Origin of the sequence: Mesorhizobium sp. M0106 (genome assembly GCF_040322715.1) — a bacterium.
In the GTDB taxonomy this organism is placed as follows: domain Bacteria; phylum Pseudomonadota; class Alphaproteobacteria; order Rhizobiales; family Rhizobiaceae; genus Mesorhizobium.
This window is the reverse complement of the sequence record NZ_JAMYUA010000025.1, coordinates 76,649-93,108: the sequence shown is the minus strand read 5'-3', so window position 1 is coordinate 93,108 and position 16,460 is coordinate 76,649. Positions and strand designations below refer to the sequence as shown.

12 protein-coding genes and 4 pseudogenes are annotated in these 16,460 nt (G+C 62.0%); 14 read left to right on the top strand and 2 right to left on the bottom strand.

The features are described 5' to 3' along the window. Positions 1-117: 117 nt before the first annotated feature. Both tnpB and tnpC read left to right on the top strand, forming a co-directional pair. Positions 118-342, top strand: a pseudogene (gene tnpB / locus NKJ55_RS22840) (IS66 family insertion sequence element accessory protein TnpB); the annotation flags it as partial. Positions 343-408: 66 nt separating this feature from the next. After that, positions 409-1,860 (top strand): annotated as a pseudogene (tnpC, locus tag NKJ55_RS22835) (IS66 family transposase); the annotation flags it as partial. Positions 1,861-1,887: 27 nt separating this feature from the next. Here the strand turns inward: tnpC and NKJ55_RS22830 are convergent. Beyond that, positions 1,888-3,957, bottom strand: coding sequence for a recombinase family protein (locus NKJ55_RS22830; protein ID WP_352451830.1), 2,070 nt, complete (start codon positions 3,955-3,957; stop codon positions 1,888-1,890). 173 nt (positions 3,958-4,130) lie between these two features. Between NKJ55_RS22830 and NKJ55_RS22825 the strand changes: the two genes are divergently transcribed. The 3 genes and pseudogenes from NKJ55_RS22825 (at position 4,131) to NKJ55_RS22815 (ending at position 4,908) form a co-directional block, all read left to right on the top strand. Continuing rightward, on the top strand, positions 4,131-4,520 hold the full coding sequence (locus NKJ55_RS22825) for a hypothetical protein (RefSeq protein WP_352451833.1): 390 nt from the start codon (positions 4,131-4,133) through the stop codon (positions 4,518-4,520). Then, positions 4,442-4,672: pseudogene (locus NKJ55_RS22820) on the top strand (transposase domain-containing protein); the annotation flags it as partial. The gene NKJ55_RS22825 and the pseudogene NKJ55_RS22820, both read left to right, overlap by 79 nt. Further along, positions 4,624-4,908 (top strand): hypothetical protein, encoded by a 285-nt coding sequence (locus NKJ55_RS22815; protein ID WP_352451824.1) that lies wholly within the window; start codon positions 4,624-4,626, stop codon positions 4,906-4,908. The pseudogene NKJ55_RS22820 and the gene NKJ55_RS22815, both read left to right, overlap by 49 nt. A gap of 103 nt (positions 4,909-5,011) precedes the next feature. On the opposite strand, the gene NKJ55_RS22810 is transcribed toward NKJ55_RS22815, so the two are convergent. Beyond that, positions 5,012-5,215 (bottom strand): hypothetical protein, encoded by a 204-nt coding sequence (locus tag NKJ55_RS22810; RefSeq protein ID WP_352451823.1) that lies wholly within the window; start codon positions 5,213-5,215, stop codon positions 5,012-5,014. 256 nt (positions 5,216-5,471) lie between these two features. Between NKJ55_RS22810 and NKJ55_RS22805 the strand changes: the two genes are divergently transcribed. The 9 genes and pseudogenes from NKJ55_RS22805 to NKJ55_RS22765 all read left to right on the top strand — a co-directional run bounded on the left by NKJ55_RS22805 (position 5,472) and on the right by NKJ55_RS22765 (position 16,068). Beyond that, entirely contained in the window at positions 5,472-6,068 is a 597-nt protein-coding gene (locus NKJ55_RS22805; RefSeq protein WP_352451822.1) for a recombinase family protein, read from the top strand. 135 nt (positions 6,069-6,203) lie between these two features. Further along, positions 6,204-6,446, top strand: a complete 243-nt coding sequence (locus NKJ55_RS22800; protein WP_352451821.1) for a hypothetical protein — start codon at positions 6,204-6,206, stop codon at positions 6,444-6,446. Between the two features lie 52 nt (positions 6,447-6,498). Continuing rightward, a complete protein-coding gene (locus NKJ55_RS22795; protein WP_352451820.1) occupies positions 6,499-6,861 on the top strand; it encodes a hypothetical protein in 363 nt (120 codons plus the stop codon). Between the two features lie 542 nt (positions 6,862-7,403). Continuing rightward, positions 7,404-9,725 carry a hypothetical protein gene (locus NKJ55_RS22790; protein ID WP_352451819.1) on the top strand — a complete coding sequence of 774 codons (2,322 nt, stop codon included), beginning with the start codon at positions 7,404-7,406 and terminating at the stop codon, positions 9,723-9,725. After that, entirely contained in the window at positions 9,635-11,122 is a 1,488-nt protein-coding gene (locus NKJ55_RS22785; protein ID WP_352451818.1) for a hypothetical protein, read from the top strand. The genes NKJ55_RS22790 and NKJ55_RS22785 overlap by 91 nt, the downstream gene beginning before the upstream one ends. 614 nt (positions 11,123-11,736) lie before the next feature. Continuing rightward, complete coding sequence (locus tag NKJ55_RS22780) at positions 11,737-13,011, top strand: hypothetical protein (RefSeq protein WP_352451817.1); 1,275 nt, start codon at positions 11,737-11,739, stop codon at positions 13,009-13,011. A 175-nt stretch (positions 13,012-13,186) separates the two neighbouring features. Continuing rightward, positions 13,187-13,804 carry a hypothetical protein gene (locus NKJ55_RS22775; RefSeq protein ID WP_352451816.1) on the top strand — a complete coding sequence of 206 codons (618 nt, stop codon included), beginning with the start codon at positions 13,187-13,189 and terminating at the stop codon, positions 13,802-13,804. Between the two features lie 571 nt (positions 13,805-14,375). Then, positions 14,376-15,080 (top strand): annotated as a pseudogene (locus NKJ55_RS22770) (SOS response-associated peptidase). A 19-nt stretch (positions 15,081-15,099) separates the two neighbouring features. Beyond that, a complete protein-coding gene (locus NKJ55_RS22765; protein ID WP_352451815.1) occupies positions 15,100-16,068 on the top strand; it encodes a hypothetical protein in 969 nt (322 codons plus the stop codon). The last annotated feature ends 392 nt before the right edge of the window (positions 16,069-16,460 follow it).

Genomic DNA, 16,460 nt, shown 5'->3' with positions numbered 1-16,460 from the left:
ATGTGGCGGAAAAATCCGGACCGGCGGGCCTAGGCTGGCACCAGGAAGGCTCCGCCACATAATCTCGCCCGACGCATAAGAATGGTTATGTGGCGCGCCACATAACCATTCGCCGGCGATCTTTATGTCTTCCGCGGCCGCAGCGGCAATCTGATCAAGATTATCTGGCATGATGGGCTCGGCATGTCGCTGTATGCAAAACGGCTCGAGAAGGGCCGGTTTCTGTGGCCGTCGCCGGCGGACGGCACGGTTTCCATTTCGCCTTCTCAGTTGGCGTACATGCTCGACGGGATCGATTGGCGCAACCCGCGCCACACGTTCCGACCGCAGCGCGCGGGCTGAGTTTTTCTTTGAGTTTGCGACATTTTCCGCGAGTCAGCGGACGCGTTTTATGATTCACTCCAGGGCATGGTTGCCACCGCCCTGGATGCTGTTCCGGACGATATTGGCGCGCTGAGAACAGCGCTGACTGCGGCGCTGGCCAGAGCCGAAGACGAGGCCGCGCGCGCTGCGCTGGTCGAGGCCGAACTGGCGGTCGCCAGGGCCAAGGCATCGGATGATGCGGCGCTGATCGCACATCAGGATCTGACGATCCGGAAGCTGCAGCGGGCGCTGCATGGTCAGAGTTCTGAACACTCAGCCCGCCTGCACGACCAGATGGAGCTCACCTTCGAGGAACTCGAGAGCACGGCGACCGAAGACGAGATCGCCGCCGAACAGGCCGCGGCCCGGACCACCGAGGTGGCGCCTTATGTGCGCAAACGACCGGCGCGCCAGCCATTTCCCGAGCATCTGCCGCGTGAACGCGTGGTCGAGCCGGCGCCGGCCGCTTGCCATTGCTGCGGCGGTCATCGGCTGCGCAGGCTGGGTGAGGATATCACCGAGACGCTGGAGGTGGTGCCGCGGCAATGGAAGGTGATCCAACACGTGCGAGAGAAGTTCACCTGCCGCGACTGCGAGGCGATCAGCCAGGCTCCGGCGCCGTTCCACGCCACCCCGCGCGGCTGGGCCGGTCCCGGCCTGCTGGCGATGATCCTGTTCGAGAAGTTCGGCCAGCATCAGCCGCTCAACCGCCAGGCTGAACGCTATGCCCGCGAAGGCGTGCCGCTCAGCCTGTCGACGCTCGCCGACCAGGTCGGCGCTGGCGCCGCGGCGCTGATGCCGCTGTTCAAGCGGCTCGAAACCCATGTGCTGTCCGCGTCACGTCTGCACGGCGACGATACGACGGTTCCGGTCCTGGCCAAGGGCAAGACCGATACCGGCCGATTATGGACCTATGTGCGCGATGACCGACCGTTCGGCGGCGCCGATCCGCCGGCGGTCGTGTTCTACTATTCCCGCGATCGCCGAGGCGAACATCCCGCGGCGCATCTCGCCGGCTGGAGCGGCATTCTGCAGGCCGACGCCTATGGCGGTTATGGCGATCTCTATGCGACGGGCCGTCAGCCGGCGCCTATTCTGGAAGCCAGCTGCTGGGCCCACAGCCGGCGCAAAGTGTTCGAGCTGGCCGATATCGAAGCGGCGGCGCGCAAGAAGGCGCACGGCGAGAAGCCCAACCTGGTCTATCCGCTAGCGGTTGAAGCCGTGAAGCGCATCGATGCCCTGTTCGATATCGAGCGCGCGATCAACGGCCTGTCGCCAGGCCAACGCCACGCCGTGCGCCAGGAGCGGAGCCTGCCGCTGGTCACCGAGCTCGAGCGCTGGATGATCGAGACACGCGACAAGCTCTCGCGCGGACACGATCTGACCAAGGCCTTCAACTACATGCTGCGCCGCTGGTCATCCTTCACCCGGTTCCTCGACGATGGGCGGATCTGCCTATCCAACAATGCAGCCGAGCGAGCCCTGCGCGGCATCGCGAAGACCGATTCATTATGCACCTCCTTTTCAAATGGCGGAAAACAGCGATTCCTGGTTGTCGTCGTGGATGCGATGCGGAGTATTGCGCGCCAAATCGGCCTTGATCCGTTCGTCTTCGAGGTCGCTGGCGCGGATCTGGTAGGGTGCGCCGCGCATGACCTGCTCGGCAGGCAAGAGGCCATCCCTGATGAACCGGCGGATTTTGACGTGCGAGACTCCAAGCCGGGCGGCCGCGTCCGACATGGTGAGCCACTCGCCTTTCTTGTCGGAAGAGCGATAGCCGCTGATCTTGTGCACCGTGCGCAGCGATTGGACGCGACGCGCGGTCCAGGTCTTTCCCTGACCGGTCTGCATGCCCATGCGGTTGAGTGTGGCAGCGATTTCGGCATCCGACCATCGGGTTGCCATGGATCGCATGATCGCCAGAGCCTCCTCAGGCGTACGCTGGCCATGCTCTCCGGATTTGGGCTTGCGAACCCGTACCTGCGAGTGCTGGCCTCCGTGCCAGTGGATGGTCAAGATCACGTCGCGCGCATCGTCATCGACATCCGCCACGATGTCCTTGATGAGCGCGCGCAGCAGTTGCTGACGACAGCGCATGTCGACACCCGGCGCGTTCCAGGTGGCCTCGAGATTCTGGGCGAGGCCCGTGAAGTCCGGAACCGCGTCGACAGGCTCCACACGCTGGACTTCGCTCAGCCGGGCCTCGCAGGTCTCCACGCGCCTGAGCGTGGCTTCCCAACTCCTCTCGAGCTGGGCCGCAATAAGCCGGTTCTCCGGGTCGCAAGCGGCATAGCGGCGCTCGGCGAGCGATGCCTCATAACGCGCCTGCTGCAGGTCCATCTCGATCATCTGCCGCCGCTTGGCTTCGCTCTCCAGCTGCATCCGTTCAGCCTCCAACGCCGCTTCGATCGCCATCGGCGCAACCGCCTCCAGCGCTTCGCGGGTCACCGCCGCGTCGGTGCGAAAGCCGTTGAACGACATGCATCGCGCCTGGGCCATCATGAGGTTGCCGCGCTCGCAGCGATATACCGGATAACCTTGGCCGCGTCCGGCATACATGACAACCAGTCTTCGCCCGCATCGACCACAGGAGATGAGACCGGGGAGCAGTGCGCGACCGCCGCGGCCCGACTTGACGCCGCCGGCTTTGCCATAAGCGTTGGCCGCGAGCAGTTCCTGGTTCCGTTCGTACTCGCTCCATCCGATGTAGCCTTCGTGATGGTCGTTGAGCACCACCGCCCACTCGCTAGCCGGCTTGTAATGGCCATAGCTCTTGCGAACGCGGCCATCGACGATCTCAGTGCGCTTCTCGCTCTTACCATAGACATAGGCGCCGGCGTAGAATGGGTTCTTCAGGATCGAGATCACGTTGCGGTAGCGGATCGGAACCCAGTCGAAGGACACCATCTTCTTGCCGTCGGAGGGTCTGGGGAAATGCACGTCATCGTCGATCATCGAGATCAGGACCTGGCGCGCACTGCCGAGTTCGCGGAAGCGCGCGAATATCAGGCGAATGGTCTCCTGCAGGCGCATGTCGGGATCGAACCCGAGACCGTAATCGCGGTGCCAGACATAGCCGAAAGGCACGGAGATGCGCAGTTCCCCGCGCTGTGCCTTGGCGCGGGCGGCCTCGTACATTCGGGCACGCAGCACGCCGAGCTCGAACTCGCTGATGCTGCCCTTCATACCGAGCAGCAGGCGGTCGTTCGGCAATCCCGGATCGTAGACTCCGTCCAGATCGATCACGCGTGCATCAACTTCGCCGCACAACTCGAGCAGCCGATGCCAGTCCGGCCCGTTGCGCGACAGGCGGGACGCCTCCAGGCAAAGCACGGCGCCCACATGGCCGGTGCACAGATCGTCGACCAGGCGCTCGAAACCGGGACGCTCCACAGCCCCGCTTGCGGTTCGTCCCAGATCCTCGTCGATCACCTCTACTTTGCGGAATCCCCAGCGCCGCGCGACGTCGACAAGCTCATATTGCCGACGTTGGCTCTCAAGGTTGAGCTGGACCTGCGCCTGAGTGGACTGACGCACATAGACGACAGCCTTGCGCTTGAGGACGGCAGTCGGAATCAGATTACCGCTCGTCATCGCAGCTCTCCTCCTCCGTTGCCACGCCGGCGGCGGCCATCAATACGTTGGCGAGCCGGACGATCACTATGGTCCGTTGCGCTGAACTCAGCCCGTTCAGCTTCTGCGAGTCGAGCGGCAAGCTGAGTTGGCGAACGACCACGAGAGATCGTGTCGGTGGTGGCAGGGTTCTCATGTTGCGCCTCCGCGATGGTGAAACCATCCGGACAGCCTCGCCGGAAACGGCGTTCGATCAAGAGCTTGCGAAGCTCAAGCAGCGCGGCAAGCGATACGCGCGGGGAGCCCAGGTCCATCGCCGCGCAAGCCACGGGATCGATCATCCAGGCCGGAGCGGTAATGACATGCCCGGGCGCGACGACGAGATGAATGATCCGGCCGTTGGCGCGCTCTTCGCTGTTCTCGCAGCGAAGCCGATGTCCGAAATACGGGTGCCAACGGTAATGGACCTCGACCTCCTGCCCAACATGGGCAGAATGACCCCGAGATGGCTCTCGGCAGAAAGTCCTGGCTGTTCTGCGGTTCCGATCGCGGCGGACAGCGCGCTGCCGTTCTCTACAGCCTGATCGCCAGCGCCAAGTTGAATGACATCGACCCTCAGGCCTGGCTCGCCGACGTCCTCGCCCGACTTCCCGCCTATCCGGCCCATCGGATCGATGATTGGCTGCCGTGGAATTGGAGGTCCGCAAAACTGCGGACCCAACCAGCGGCGGCCTGACCATGCAGCGCAATAAGGTGCATCACGTCTACACCGTCGAACGTGTCGCCAGGGACCTCGGCGTCAGCGAAGCGCTCATCCAGGAACTGACCCTCGGTCTCGAGCCCGAGGACGGCGTCATCTGGGTCTACAGGGCCAACGATGACGACGGGATCTTGGCGTTAACCGATGAAGGCATCGAGGAGGTCGAACTTCTCCTCGAAGAATATCATCGCGTCTCCCCATCGAAAGCTTGACCCCAGCACCGCGGTGCTCAGGTGCTCATGGCCGCGGATACGCACGTCTGCGGTCTTCACCGGATGGGTACCACTGGGGCTTCCGTAGCGGCGTTGCGAAGCGTTAGGCGGCGACATGCCAGCGGCAGGGGAGGCCTTTCCGCTCCGCCACGGTGTCAAGCCAGAACTGCACCCCTGTCACGCGGGCCCTACGCCAATCGGACTGGAATTCGGCAAGCTCGCCGCCCTGAAGGTGATCGGCTGCGAAGCGCTGCTCTGCATCGTTGAACTTGATCTGGAACGGGGTCTGGCTGGCGTAGTCGTACATGGCTGTTTCCTTCAGGTTGATTGATGTGGTCGAGACAAGTCACAGTACCAGAAGTATCACTGAAGTCAAGGATATAATGATACGTCCTGCGAGAAACTCGACGGGCAGCTCCGAGCGAAACCCGCAGTATCAATAGGCCTTGCCTCAGTGAATCGGCCGCAACGGTCGATTTGGAGTCTCACACGAATATCGATTGACATTTTGAGACGTAAGGATCACATGCTCAAAGGGTCTAATGATCCGAAGGGGAGCCACCATGCAAGCACCGGAGCATACCGCCACGACCGCCATACCGAACGGGCACCTCGTCGGCTACGCCCGCACCTCCACCACCGACCAGAAGGCCGGGCTGGAGGCTCAGCTCAGGGACCTCACCGGAGCAGGGTGCGCGAAGGTGTTCCGCGAGGAGCTGTCCTCCGTGGCCACCAAGAGGCCGGAGCTTGAGAGGGCCTTGGATTACGTGCGAGAGGGCGACACCCTCATCGTCACCAAGCTCGACCGGCTGGCCCGCTCAGTGGCCGACCTCGTGGGCATCACCGCGCAGCTCCGAAGCAAGAGCGTGGCTCTCCGCATCCTCTCGATGAACCTGGACACCGGAACCCCAACGGGGAAGCTCATGGTGAACCTCCTAGGCTCTATTGCGGAGTTCGAACGGGAACTGATGCTGGAGCGGCAGCTTGAGGGGATCGCGCGGGCTAAGGCCGAGGGGAAGTACAAGGGCAGGGCTCCCACGGCTCGGCGCATGGCCCCCGAGGTCATCAGGCTGAAGGCTGAGGGCAAGACCGCCGACGCCATCGCCCAGGAGCTGCGGATCGGGAGGGCAAGTGTCTTCCGCATCCTGAAAACGGCCTAAAAAACAGCAGGAGCAGTGGCCCAGACACTCGATAAATGTGCGCGTGACAACACTACGAACCTGCACAGTTTATACTTGTTGATCGGCGACTCGTTATGGCCATACTGGGCGGCGCAACTCAACCGGAGACTGCGCATGACCAGCCTGACGCCTGCCCGCCTGCCGTCCCTCCCCGCATCAGCCGATGCATTTGCGGACCCCGATATCGCCATCACCTTCGCCCTGGACTGCCTGGAGCAGTTCGAGGTGAGCGCCTTCCTGGCCGACCGAAGGGCCGGGAGTGACCTAGCGGGCTGGCTGTCGCACGTCAGCTCGGTTCGCGATGAGGTCAGTTCCTCTTACGGTCCCGGTGCCGGTGCCCATCCGCCTCACCCGTAGCGGGCCGCCAGGCCATCCCCGAGCCGGCCCCAAAGCAGAGCGTGAGTGTGTGATGTCGAGTAAGACAATCCGTAGATATCTCGAAGCCAACCGCCGCATGATGGCCGAGGCCAAGGATGTGCCCATAGGTATCTCGGTGGCGTTCCTCGGGGCCGCCATCTGGGGCTTCGACCCGCGAGACCCGAATGACCCGCTTACCCTAGAAGACCTCGCAGATCGCCTGGGGTTCTCGCCCACCACCATCTCGCAACACATGCGGTATCTTGGCCACGGCTACCGCGAGGGCACACCGGGCCTGGGGCTAGTCGGGACGGTGCGGAACTCCGACAACGGTCGCAAGAAGATATTCTACCTGACGCCGCGCGGGCGGGGGCTCCTCTCGCAAATCGAGTTCATCCTGGACGGCAGCTCGTAGCCGGTGCACCAGGCCGCGCTGCCGTGGCGAATGCATAGCGAACGTACTTGAAGAGCGGCTAGCGGAGTCGGGCCGTCCGACCGTAGCGATTGAATAGGACGCCTACTTGATACGCAGCCAGCCGAGTCCCGTAATTCCCACGTACTTGACATGCGGCGTAGCCATTCAGGGTTCGGCATTGGTGTGTACTTGAAGAGCGGCATAGCTAGACCCGGCAATCCAATGGGCTGCGCTGATGCTTCTTGTGAGGAATAAATACCTATCCGCGAGAGATCGTATCGGTGGACCATTCCAGTCACAGCCAGCCATACCTGATGCCTGGGCGTGATGCCCTCCATCTAGGCTGCATCCACCTTTAGCAGCAATAAGCGCCGCCTCGCGCCCGTACCACGTCTTCCTAAGGTCGCCCAACCATCTCACCGAGGCCCGCCCAATGGAGTTCACCATGGCCCGTATGGCCGTGCGTCAAGATTCCTCACCACCAGCACCCAACCGGCAACAGTGCCGATTCGCCACCACTCACCCGCCCAGCCGGAGCCTCGATGGCCACCGCTTGGCCCAACCTATGGAAAGACACGAAGCATGGACACCACGACCCCACCCGTACCAGCCGACGAGCAGGCCCGCATCCGCAGGGCATTCGAGAGAGGGTCTCCGCCAAGCTGGAGGCACGAAGGCAAGCCGACCCCAGCAACCCGGCAAGCGACCGGGCATTCCGCGACCGCATAGCCCTCCAGCAGCAAGAGGGACCAGACGGGGCCGGAGTGATCGAGAGGACCGCCAGAGCCGCGTCCATCGGTGCCTCCAAGGCGCTATTCGAGACCAAAGACTTCCTAGTTGGCGAGCCCAAGGAGACCGATAAGGCGGACATTCGGCAAAGCTTCGAGGCCCAGGGCCGGGCGCTCGCCAACGAGAGCATCGGCTACGGGTTGACGGAAGGGGTCTCACAGCTCACGGTGGGGCTCATCGGGGCGGGCAAGCTCCTGGCTCCCCTGAAGGCCTACACCGAAGGCAGCGCCATCCTTAAGACGGGCTTCGAGATCGCCAAGGGTGCCATCGCCGGCTACACCGTCCTCGATCCTCATGAAGACCGCCTGTCGAACCTGGTCGAGGAGTTCCCTGACCTCCAGAACCCTGTAACGAACTACCTGGCGGCTGACCCCGATGACACCGCCGCTGAGGGCCGCTTCAAGAATGCCCTGGAGTCCATCGGTGCGGACCTGAGCCTGGTCGGCGCGGTGCGCGTCATCAAGTACCTCCGTGGCGGTGACAAGGCGGAGGCGGCGAAGGAGATCGCCAAGCTGGAGAAGACCCGGCTGGCCAATGCCAACGAGTTCGGCCTGCCGGATACGCCCTCAGTCGGCGGCGAAGTGCGGGCTCCCGAAGTGAACGTCAACCCTGAGGAAGAGATACGCCTGGGGATATGGAAGGAGACCCCCAAGTCGGGCCAGGTACCCCGTGAGGCACCCGTCGCCAAAGGGTCCAGGCCCACCAAGGCCGAGGAGGTTGCTCCTGGCCCCGCCGAAGACACCATCGAGCAGCTCGGCACCAAGCCACCGATCAACCCCGAGACCGGCCAGCCCCTCCTCCAGACCGAGAAGATGCCGTCCAAGGCCACTCCCACCCAGGAGATACCGGACGATGACCTTGCAAAGATACTTAAGGACACCCAGGCGGACGCCAAGGCCGTCGAGACGTATGGCTCCAGGGCACAGGCCCAGGAGGCCGGCCACAACTTTGGCAAGAAGATTCCCCTGCCTTGGCAAAAGCTTCACATCACCGGCAACGTGGAGTCCCTTATCCAGCGATCCGCGAAGGTCTTGGAGGACCGCTTTAACGTCGCCAAGGGTGGCAAGGTCATGACGGAGCATGTGCGGTCTCTCGCCAACGAGTTGGGCCTCCAGTTCAATGAGGACCCGGCGCTCATCCTCGGGCAACTCGCGGAGGCCGGCGACAAAGCCAAGCTTCTCGCTCCTCAGATGGAGGCCGCGCTCCGCCTCGGCAACCGCATGTTCAACGACGCGGACGACTTGGCCAGCAGGATTGCTAACGGCAACCTCCAGGAGTTCGGGGGCAACGTCGCCCTCGCCACCCAGGAGTTCATGGCGCGGCTCGGGGTCTCGTTCGACACGATGGCCTCGGCCAACTCCATGCTCGCCAACTCGGGGCGTACCTTGCGCTTCGCTCGCTCCCAGTTTCGCTTCAGGCCCGCCGATATCGCGCGACTCAGGAGCATGGACCCCGAGCAGGTCATCATGGTGATGCGAAAGGCCGGAGGCGATCCCAAGAAGGTCGCCATGCTCCTCAACGAGAACTGGCGCAAGCGCGTCTTGGACGAGGCCACCTGGCACCTGACCAACGGCCTCCTCTGGATGTGGCCAACCCACATGGTCAACCTCACTACCAACGCCTTCATGCTGGCCGCAAGGCCTACCGAGAAAATCTTTGGGTCGGCGGCCCTTCGGCTCATCACCAAGGACCCAGGGAAGAGGGCGGAGCTGTCCTCGCTCTCCAGGCAGGGCCTCCGGGAGTACCACTATACCATCGCATCTCTCGCGGACGGGTGGTCCAACGCTGTCGAAGCCTTCAGGCGCGGAGACTCCATCCTCAACCCCCAGAACACGGAGTTCTTCGACGGCTCCATGACTGGCCTCCAGACGGCTCCCCTCCAGTGGAAGCCCTGGAACTCCGTCTGGGACGTGGCGCACAACGCCTGGCAGTCGGCTAACTACCGGACCATCGTGGGTCTGCCGTGGGTCTGCCGACGCGGGCATTGGGTGGGGCCGACGAGTTCTTCAAGACGCTCCGCTACCGCGCCGTGGTGCAGTCCAAAGCGGCCACCGATGCTGCCGACCTGGGACTGACCGCTAAGGATTTCAAGGACTACGTGCAGAAGGCTATGGACAAGGCCATCGACCCGGCAACGGGCAGGGCACTCGATGCCAACGCCGTCCGCGAAGCCCAGACAACTACCTTCCAGCAGGACCTCAACTACGAGACTCTTCCCGGATTTGCGCTAGGGCGAGCCGTACAAAGCGCTCGGAGGACAGCGCCGATCCTGGCCCTTGTACTGCCCTTCGTGAAGACCCCCATCAACGTCATCCGGTATGGCATGAAGCTTACGCCGGGATTGAACGTCCTCCAGGGTGAGTTCCGAAACGCACTCTTTGGAAAGTCCGGGATGGAGGCCCAAGCTCAGGCTATCGGCCAGATGGCTATGGGCTCGATGTTCATGGGCCTCGCGGCTCATTTGGCGGCCAACGACTCTCTAACCGGGAGCGGTCCTGCCAACTACGTGCTCAAGCAGGAGCTTATCTCGACCGGATGGAAGCCCTACTCGGTCACCTGGATGGACGCGGACGGCAAGCGGCAATACTTCCAGCTCGGAAGGTTCGACCCCGCTGCCACCGTCATGGGCCTGGTGGCTGACATCGTGGCCCTCCAGAAGAAGAACCCCGACCAGGACCGTTCGGACCTCATCATGGCGGTTGCCGTGGCGGTGGCCAAGAACCTGGGCGAGAAGACGTTCCTCCTCAACCTCAACAACTCGCTGAAGGCCGCCCTCGACCCCGAGACGGAGCTTCCGAAGTTCCTAGGCCGAACGGCGGGCTCCATGCTCCCGTTCTCCTCGCTGATGCGTGGTGCCAATCCCGACCCGTACCTCCGTGAGGCGCGGACCTTCGTGGACAATGCCATCCGGGGCGTCCCTGGCCTCTCCCAGACGCTTCCTCTCTCCATGGATGTCTGGGGTGATCCCATCGAGCGCCACGTGGGCCTTACGGACTCCCAGGACAACGACATCGTGGAGGCCGAGCACAACCGCATCATGCTCCAGACGGACCACGGCATCGGCAAGCCTGGGACGGACCTCCAGGGCGTGGACCTTCGGGAACTCACCCTCAAGGACGGCAAGAACGCCTACCAGCGGCTCCAGGAGCTGTCGGGGCACATCCCAGGGCAGAAGAGCCTCAAGGAAGTGCTGGCGGCGCTCATCAAGTCGGAGCCCTACCAGGACCTTCCTGATGGCGACTCCGATGTGAAGGGCACCAGGCTCAACAAGCTGGGGGAGATCGTCCAGCGCTACCGCGAGGCCGCCAAGAAGGTGTTCCTCCAGGAGAACGTCGAGCTGCAACCCATCATCGGGAAGCGGCAGATGGAAGCTCGGGGTGCCGTGCAGGCGAACAGAAAGGCGAGGACGGAAGGGCAGCCTGGCGCAAGGGAGCTGCTGGAGGCCCTCACCTACGGGCAGGCCCAGCAATGAGCGGCGACATGACAGCTTCCAAGTACGGGTTCTCCCCCGGAGAACTCAACTCGCCGCATGCAATCTCCGCAGCGGTTGCCGCTTGGCACGAGCCCTGGACGAAAATCCCACCGGTGGGAAGTTTCCCATTGGGCACCTACGGCGTCGTCTGGGCGGGACAGGGCAAGGAGGGCGTCTTATGGGGCGCTGGGCATTCAACGACAGGCGTCCCGATGCTGGCCCTGGGCGTCCGACGCCTATTGGCCATGGTGCCGGCCGACTTGGATCTTCGTGCAGGCTCATGCTGAGTTGGGAGCCTACATCGGACCCTCGGGCCACATCCGGGCCGCAATGCGGCGTGGGGGCGAGACCTCATCGGGTAAACCCTTCGCCGGCTATGAGGTCCTCCGGGAGATCGCCCTCCGCCAGGACGAAGGGGCCTGGACGTATCAGTCCGGCGCGAGACCGAGCGCCGCCAACCGGCTGGGGAAGGCTACCGCAATCGCTCAGGGGCCGGCCCGAGTCGCAGGTTTGGCCTACCAACGCTCCACCAACCCGTCATTTGGCGACCTAGGGCTGGGGTCCGTCCAGACATGCGAAATTCCGCGGCCTTTCACCATAGCCGTGGAGGGGCCATGACCCCAGAGGCAGAGCCGCACGATACCGATGAGGAGCGAGTCATCGGCAGCGACATCCACCACGACCCTTGGCTGACCCCCGCATGTCCCGCCCTCCAGGCCCTCGCCGCCGCCGTCTTCGCGGACATCGAGCATAACTCCCCCATGCCACCCCGCCAGCGCCGGGACGCCACGGAGCGCCGTAGGACAGTCACAGAGAACCTCATCGCCAGCCTCGCCCATCTGGTGCTCCACCACCCAGCGGGGACCCGTTTAGCCGTATCCGCGAGGAACGACCCGACGACCCGCTACGACCGCCCCAGGTTTCCCCGCGAGGTGGTCACAAAGCTAATCGGTAGTATGGAGGCTTTGGGTCTCGTCACCCGGCAGCGCGGCGGGCGAGGCAATCAGCGGTCCACCATCGAGCCGACCCCGCGCCTTCGTGAGATGCTGGCGGGCCTGGAGTCCGGCCCGAGGCCGATTGGGCGGGAGGCGGGAGCCGAGACCATCATCCTCAAGGCCTCCACCGGGAGGGGCCGCAGCAAGCTGCTCCTGGACTACGCCGACACCCCCGAAACCATCGCCATGCGGGCGGACATGCAGGCCATCAATGCGTTCCTCGCAGAGGCCGATATCGGGCTCGACGGTAACCCGCCGCAGCTTCCTGTCTTCCTCACCCGTCGCTTCCAGATTGAGCACCCGGATGCACCCCATACGTTCGATCAACACGGGCGGCTCTACGGCGGCTTCTGGATGAACCTTCCGAAGACCCGGCGGCACCTCATTAAGATCAATGGCGAAGCGGTGGCGGACCTCGACTTCACCGCCATGTTCCCGCAACTGGCTTACCTGGCGGCTGGCGCGGTGTTGCCTCGGGGTGACCCATACGGGGGCATAGAGGGCCTTCCGCGAGCAGCGGCCAAGATGGGTCTCTCCGCGCTGCTCTCCCGCCAGGGGGCCATGCGCCGGCTGCCCAGCGAGGTCCGGGAGACCGCAGGCAAGGAGTGGAACGCCGAGCGGCTCAGCGAGGCCCTGGCGAAACGTCACCCGGCCATTGCCAGCATGTTCGGCACCGGGCTTGGCCTCAGGCTCATGTTCACCGAGAGCCGCATCCTGGTCGCGGCCCTACGAATACTCATGGCGCAAGGCGTCCCGGCGCTGCCAATGCATGACGGAATCATGGTAGCAAGATCAAAGGCGGAGAGCGCGAAACAGGCCATGGGCGGGGCGTGTGGGGGAGTTGTCGGGGTTGCGCTTCCAGTGATTAGGAAAGCGATGCACGCATATGGGTAACGCTGGGCAGCGGCCGATTGGAACTTGTCTTTTGACAGGCAGCGTCGGGCCTATGGCGAAATCGCACATCATTCCCGATGCCTTCATGAGGCGAGTGTCTGATGGCCCCTTCAAGGAATGGGATGGACGAGGCAGGCCGAGGAAAGCGTACAGCGGATGGTATGATAGGGGCATCATGGCCGATGCCGGCGAGGCGATCATAGCAAAGTTGGATGACGTAGCCGCGAAATGTTTTATCGAGAAAGGCTTTACCTATCGCAAGCGCCGCAATCCGCTCGATCCCGGCGAGCTACTCGATTCATTTGTTCCCGGAACTATCCACACCGTCACCGGTATTAATTCAGCCTCTGTTCGGCTATTTGCCCTTTCGCTCCTGTGGCGGGCGGCTGTTAGCAATCTTCCGGCGTTCGAGTTGGTCACGGTTCGCCCGAAGCGGCTGGAGGACCTTCGCCAAAGGATTCTGGACGATGATCCAGGGGCCGCTGACGAGTTCCCGGTTTATTTCGCATTCTTCTGCGGGCAGGAAGAGCTTCCGAAGATTACTCCCTTTAGATTTGAAAGACATGCATTTTACCGGTTCTTCCTTGACGGGGTGGTCTGCTACGTTTCCCCCACCAAGAGGCCTCAAGACGTTGCGAGATTCTCTCGTTTTTTCGTGGGGCGGGAGCGCGACACATTCCAAATGGGGTGCCTACCCAGTTCTAGTTCCGCGCTTGCACGGCAAGCAAAGGAGCAATTGCTTCAGTTATCTGAGAAGCACGGCGATATTTTCGGAGGAATGCGGGAAAGGTAGCAACTGATACCGACTGGTGGTGCTTCAGGTGTTGGCCATCAAGCCGGGTCTCGCCGAAACGGTGCCGGAGTTTTAAGAATGACCGCCGATAAGCCCGAAAGCAAGCCAACTGACTATTTGGATATCAAGCATGCCGAGGCGTTCACGCTCTGGCTCTCTTTGCGCGTTATGCGAAATAGGGCACGGACCTATCCCTGGATGCGACGGAAGGCCGTCAACTATTTGGCCCCGAGGCTAGGACTAGCCATCAGCGTGTTCGTGATCGCGGTACATGCTATCTGGGCTGTCCACTCCCATTGCGGGCTAAACTTTGCTCGGGGCGGTGGCATTGTGGCGTTCACGGCTGCGGTCTTGTATGCCCTTCGGGAATGGCATGAGCCAAAGGCCGGAGTAATGGGCGGCGGACCGGTTGAGCAAGTCCATATTTGGAACCCGCTGTTTCTACTCCCGCTTCTAGGCGCTGTCGGCACGCTAATATGGGCGTATGGCGATCTTCTGCCGTGGTTTAGTTCCTCGGGCTGCCATGCGTAGAGCTTGCCGACTGTTCCGCTGTTAGTGCACATTCTTAGCCATGTGCAACCTCTACAACATCACCACGTCGCAAGAGGCCGTCCGCCAGTGGACCCGTGCCTTGCGGGACATCTTGGGCAACCTAGAGCCGTCCATAGACATCTATGCCAACCGGCCCCCAGGCCCCGTGGTGCGCAACGCCCTGGACGGAGAGCGCGAGCTTACCAGCCTGCTTTGGGGGATGCCTACGGAACCCAGCCAGGTCACGGGCAAGGCGGACTACGGCAGGACAAACATCCGCCACCCAAACTATGACCATTGGCAGCAGTTTCTGGGTGTCGAGCACCGGTGCGTGGTCCCGGTGACGAGCTTCGCGGAGCCTACCCCTGTGACGAACGACAAGAACCCCGAGACCGGCATTCAGCGAAACTTCTGGTTTGCCATCAATGAAGACCGCCCGCTGTTCTTCTTCGCGGGCTTCTGGACGTCTTGGCATGGGGTGCGCAAGGTGAAGGACGGCGCTGGCGATCATTAGGTCTATGGCTTCCTGACAACCGCTCCCAACGCCCTTATCAAGCCTATCCACGAGAAGGCCATGCCGGTGATTCTTACCACGCAAGAGGAGACCGAGACGTGGCTTGCGGCACCGTGGTCTGAGACGAAGCGGCTACAGCGCAGTGCACCTGACGATGCCCTCGTGATTGTCGAGAAGCCGGCCACGCAAATCAAGGTTCCGCAGGCAGCGGCCCACGGTTCGTTATTTTAGGCAACGTTGAGATCGCACAATGGCCACTGGATCATCGAAATCTCGTGAGCATCATTGGTGGCCTGTCGGGCTTCAAAAATATTGGGCGGACAAGAACGGAGACGTATGGTGGATTGAGCCTGACGAGAGAGTTGAAAAGAAGCGGGCAAGAAACCGCAAGATTGCCAAAAAGGCCCACGGACATACTGTATTCAAGGGAAACGTCTGGGAAACTAATTTCGAGGGGGACTTTCAAAGTGCCGATGATGTGGCACCGAGCATTGTAGAGACGCTAATATCCTTGAAACCACTTGGAACAAATATAAGTGAATTCTTTAAGATGATCCCGTTGTTTTTCAAGCGTGATCGAAATTTGCGTGACATGTGCCGCTTTTACGACCTTCCTGAAGACGTTCATCGCGGCCTTCTACTCGTACTGTTTTCCCTTCTCATCCGTAGCCCAGGCAGCAGATTTCGGTTTGAAAGCTACCCTGAGCTTGTCGGATTGCCTCCCAACGAAGACGTTGGGAAAGGCAATATGAGACAGGCGTACAGCACTGCAAAGGAACGGTGTGAAAATGGTCTTATATCAAACCAATATTTCGTTTTAATTCACTCAACATATAAGAAGTTCATATTTGGCGATGGGCATCTTGACTGGCTGACCGGAGGATTGTTGGCCAATAGAATAGATGGGCGAGCGCTGGTGCCTCTAACTCCCCACTTGTGCGTTTATCTTTGTACCCCTCGGTATATGCGATCAACGCCGAACTGTGCATCCTTTAGCGCCGCGCCCTGGATTGTAAATTGGATCAACAACATTACGCAGATTTATTCTCAGGACAGGCTCTTTTTCGTCGGCAAGCCACCGGTACTAACAGAGCCATTTCGCAGGCGTCAGTTCCTTGAACACGGACGGAAGAGCGACGAGCTTATAGACATGCTGGATGAGATCGCCGGGATCAGAAAGAGTGACAGGCTCATATCGTGGACATCATTTAGCCAGTAACTTTTCAGAGGGCCGGTTTGGTCAGTCCTGATCCTTCCAAATCACCCGCCGCACCATCTTTATCTCTGCAAGCCACCTTACCCGAATGCCTTCATCGGCCCGGCCGTCAGATAGCCCCATTAGGACCCGCTAGGCAGTAGTGCCCAAAGTGACTGCCTAGAGTACCGGCAAGTCTCACGATAGTTCCGCCCGGTAGAGGAGGAGGGGAAGCTATTCCCAATCAAGCCCTTCACCCAGTCACTCCCCAAACGGCACTTCCGCCCCCTTCTGCGCCGTGCCCACCGCAGGCCCGCCATCACGCCAGGCCAGGCGTCTCCCGCCATCATGGCGACCATCTTGTGCTGCACTACCGCGCAGGGGCCAGCCACAGGGACTACCCGAGGACCAGTAGG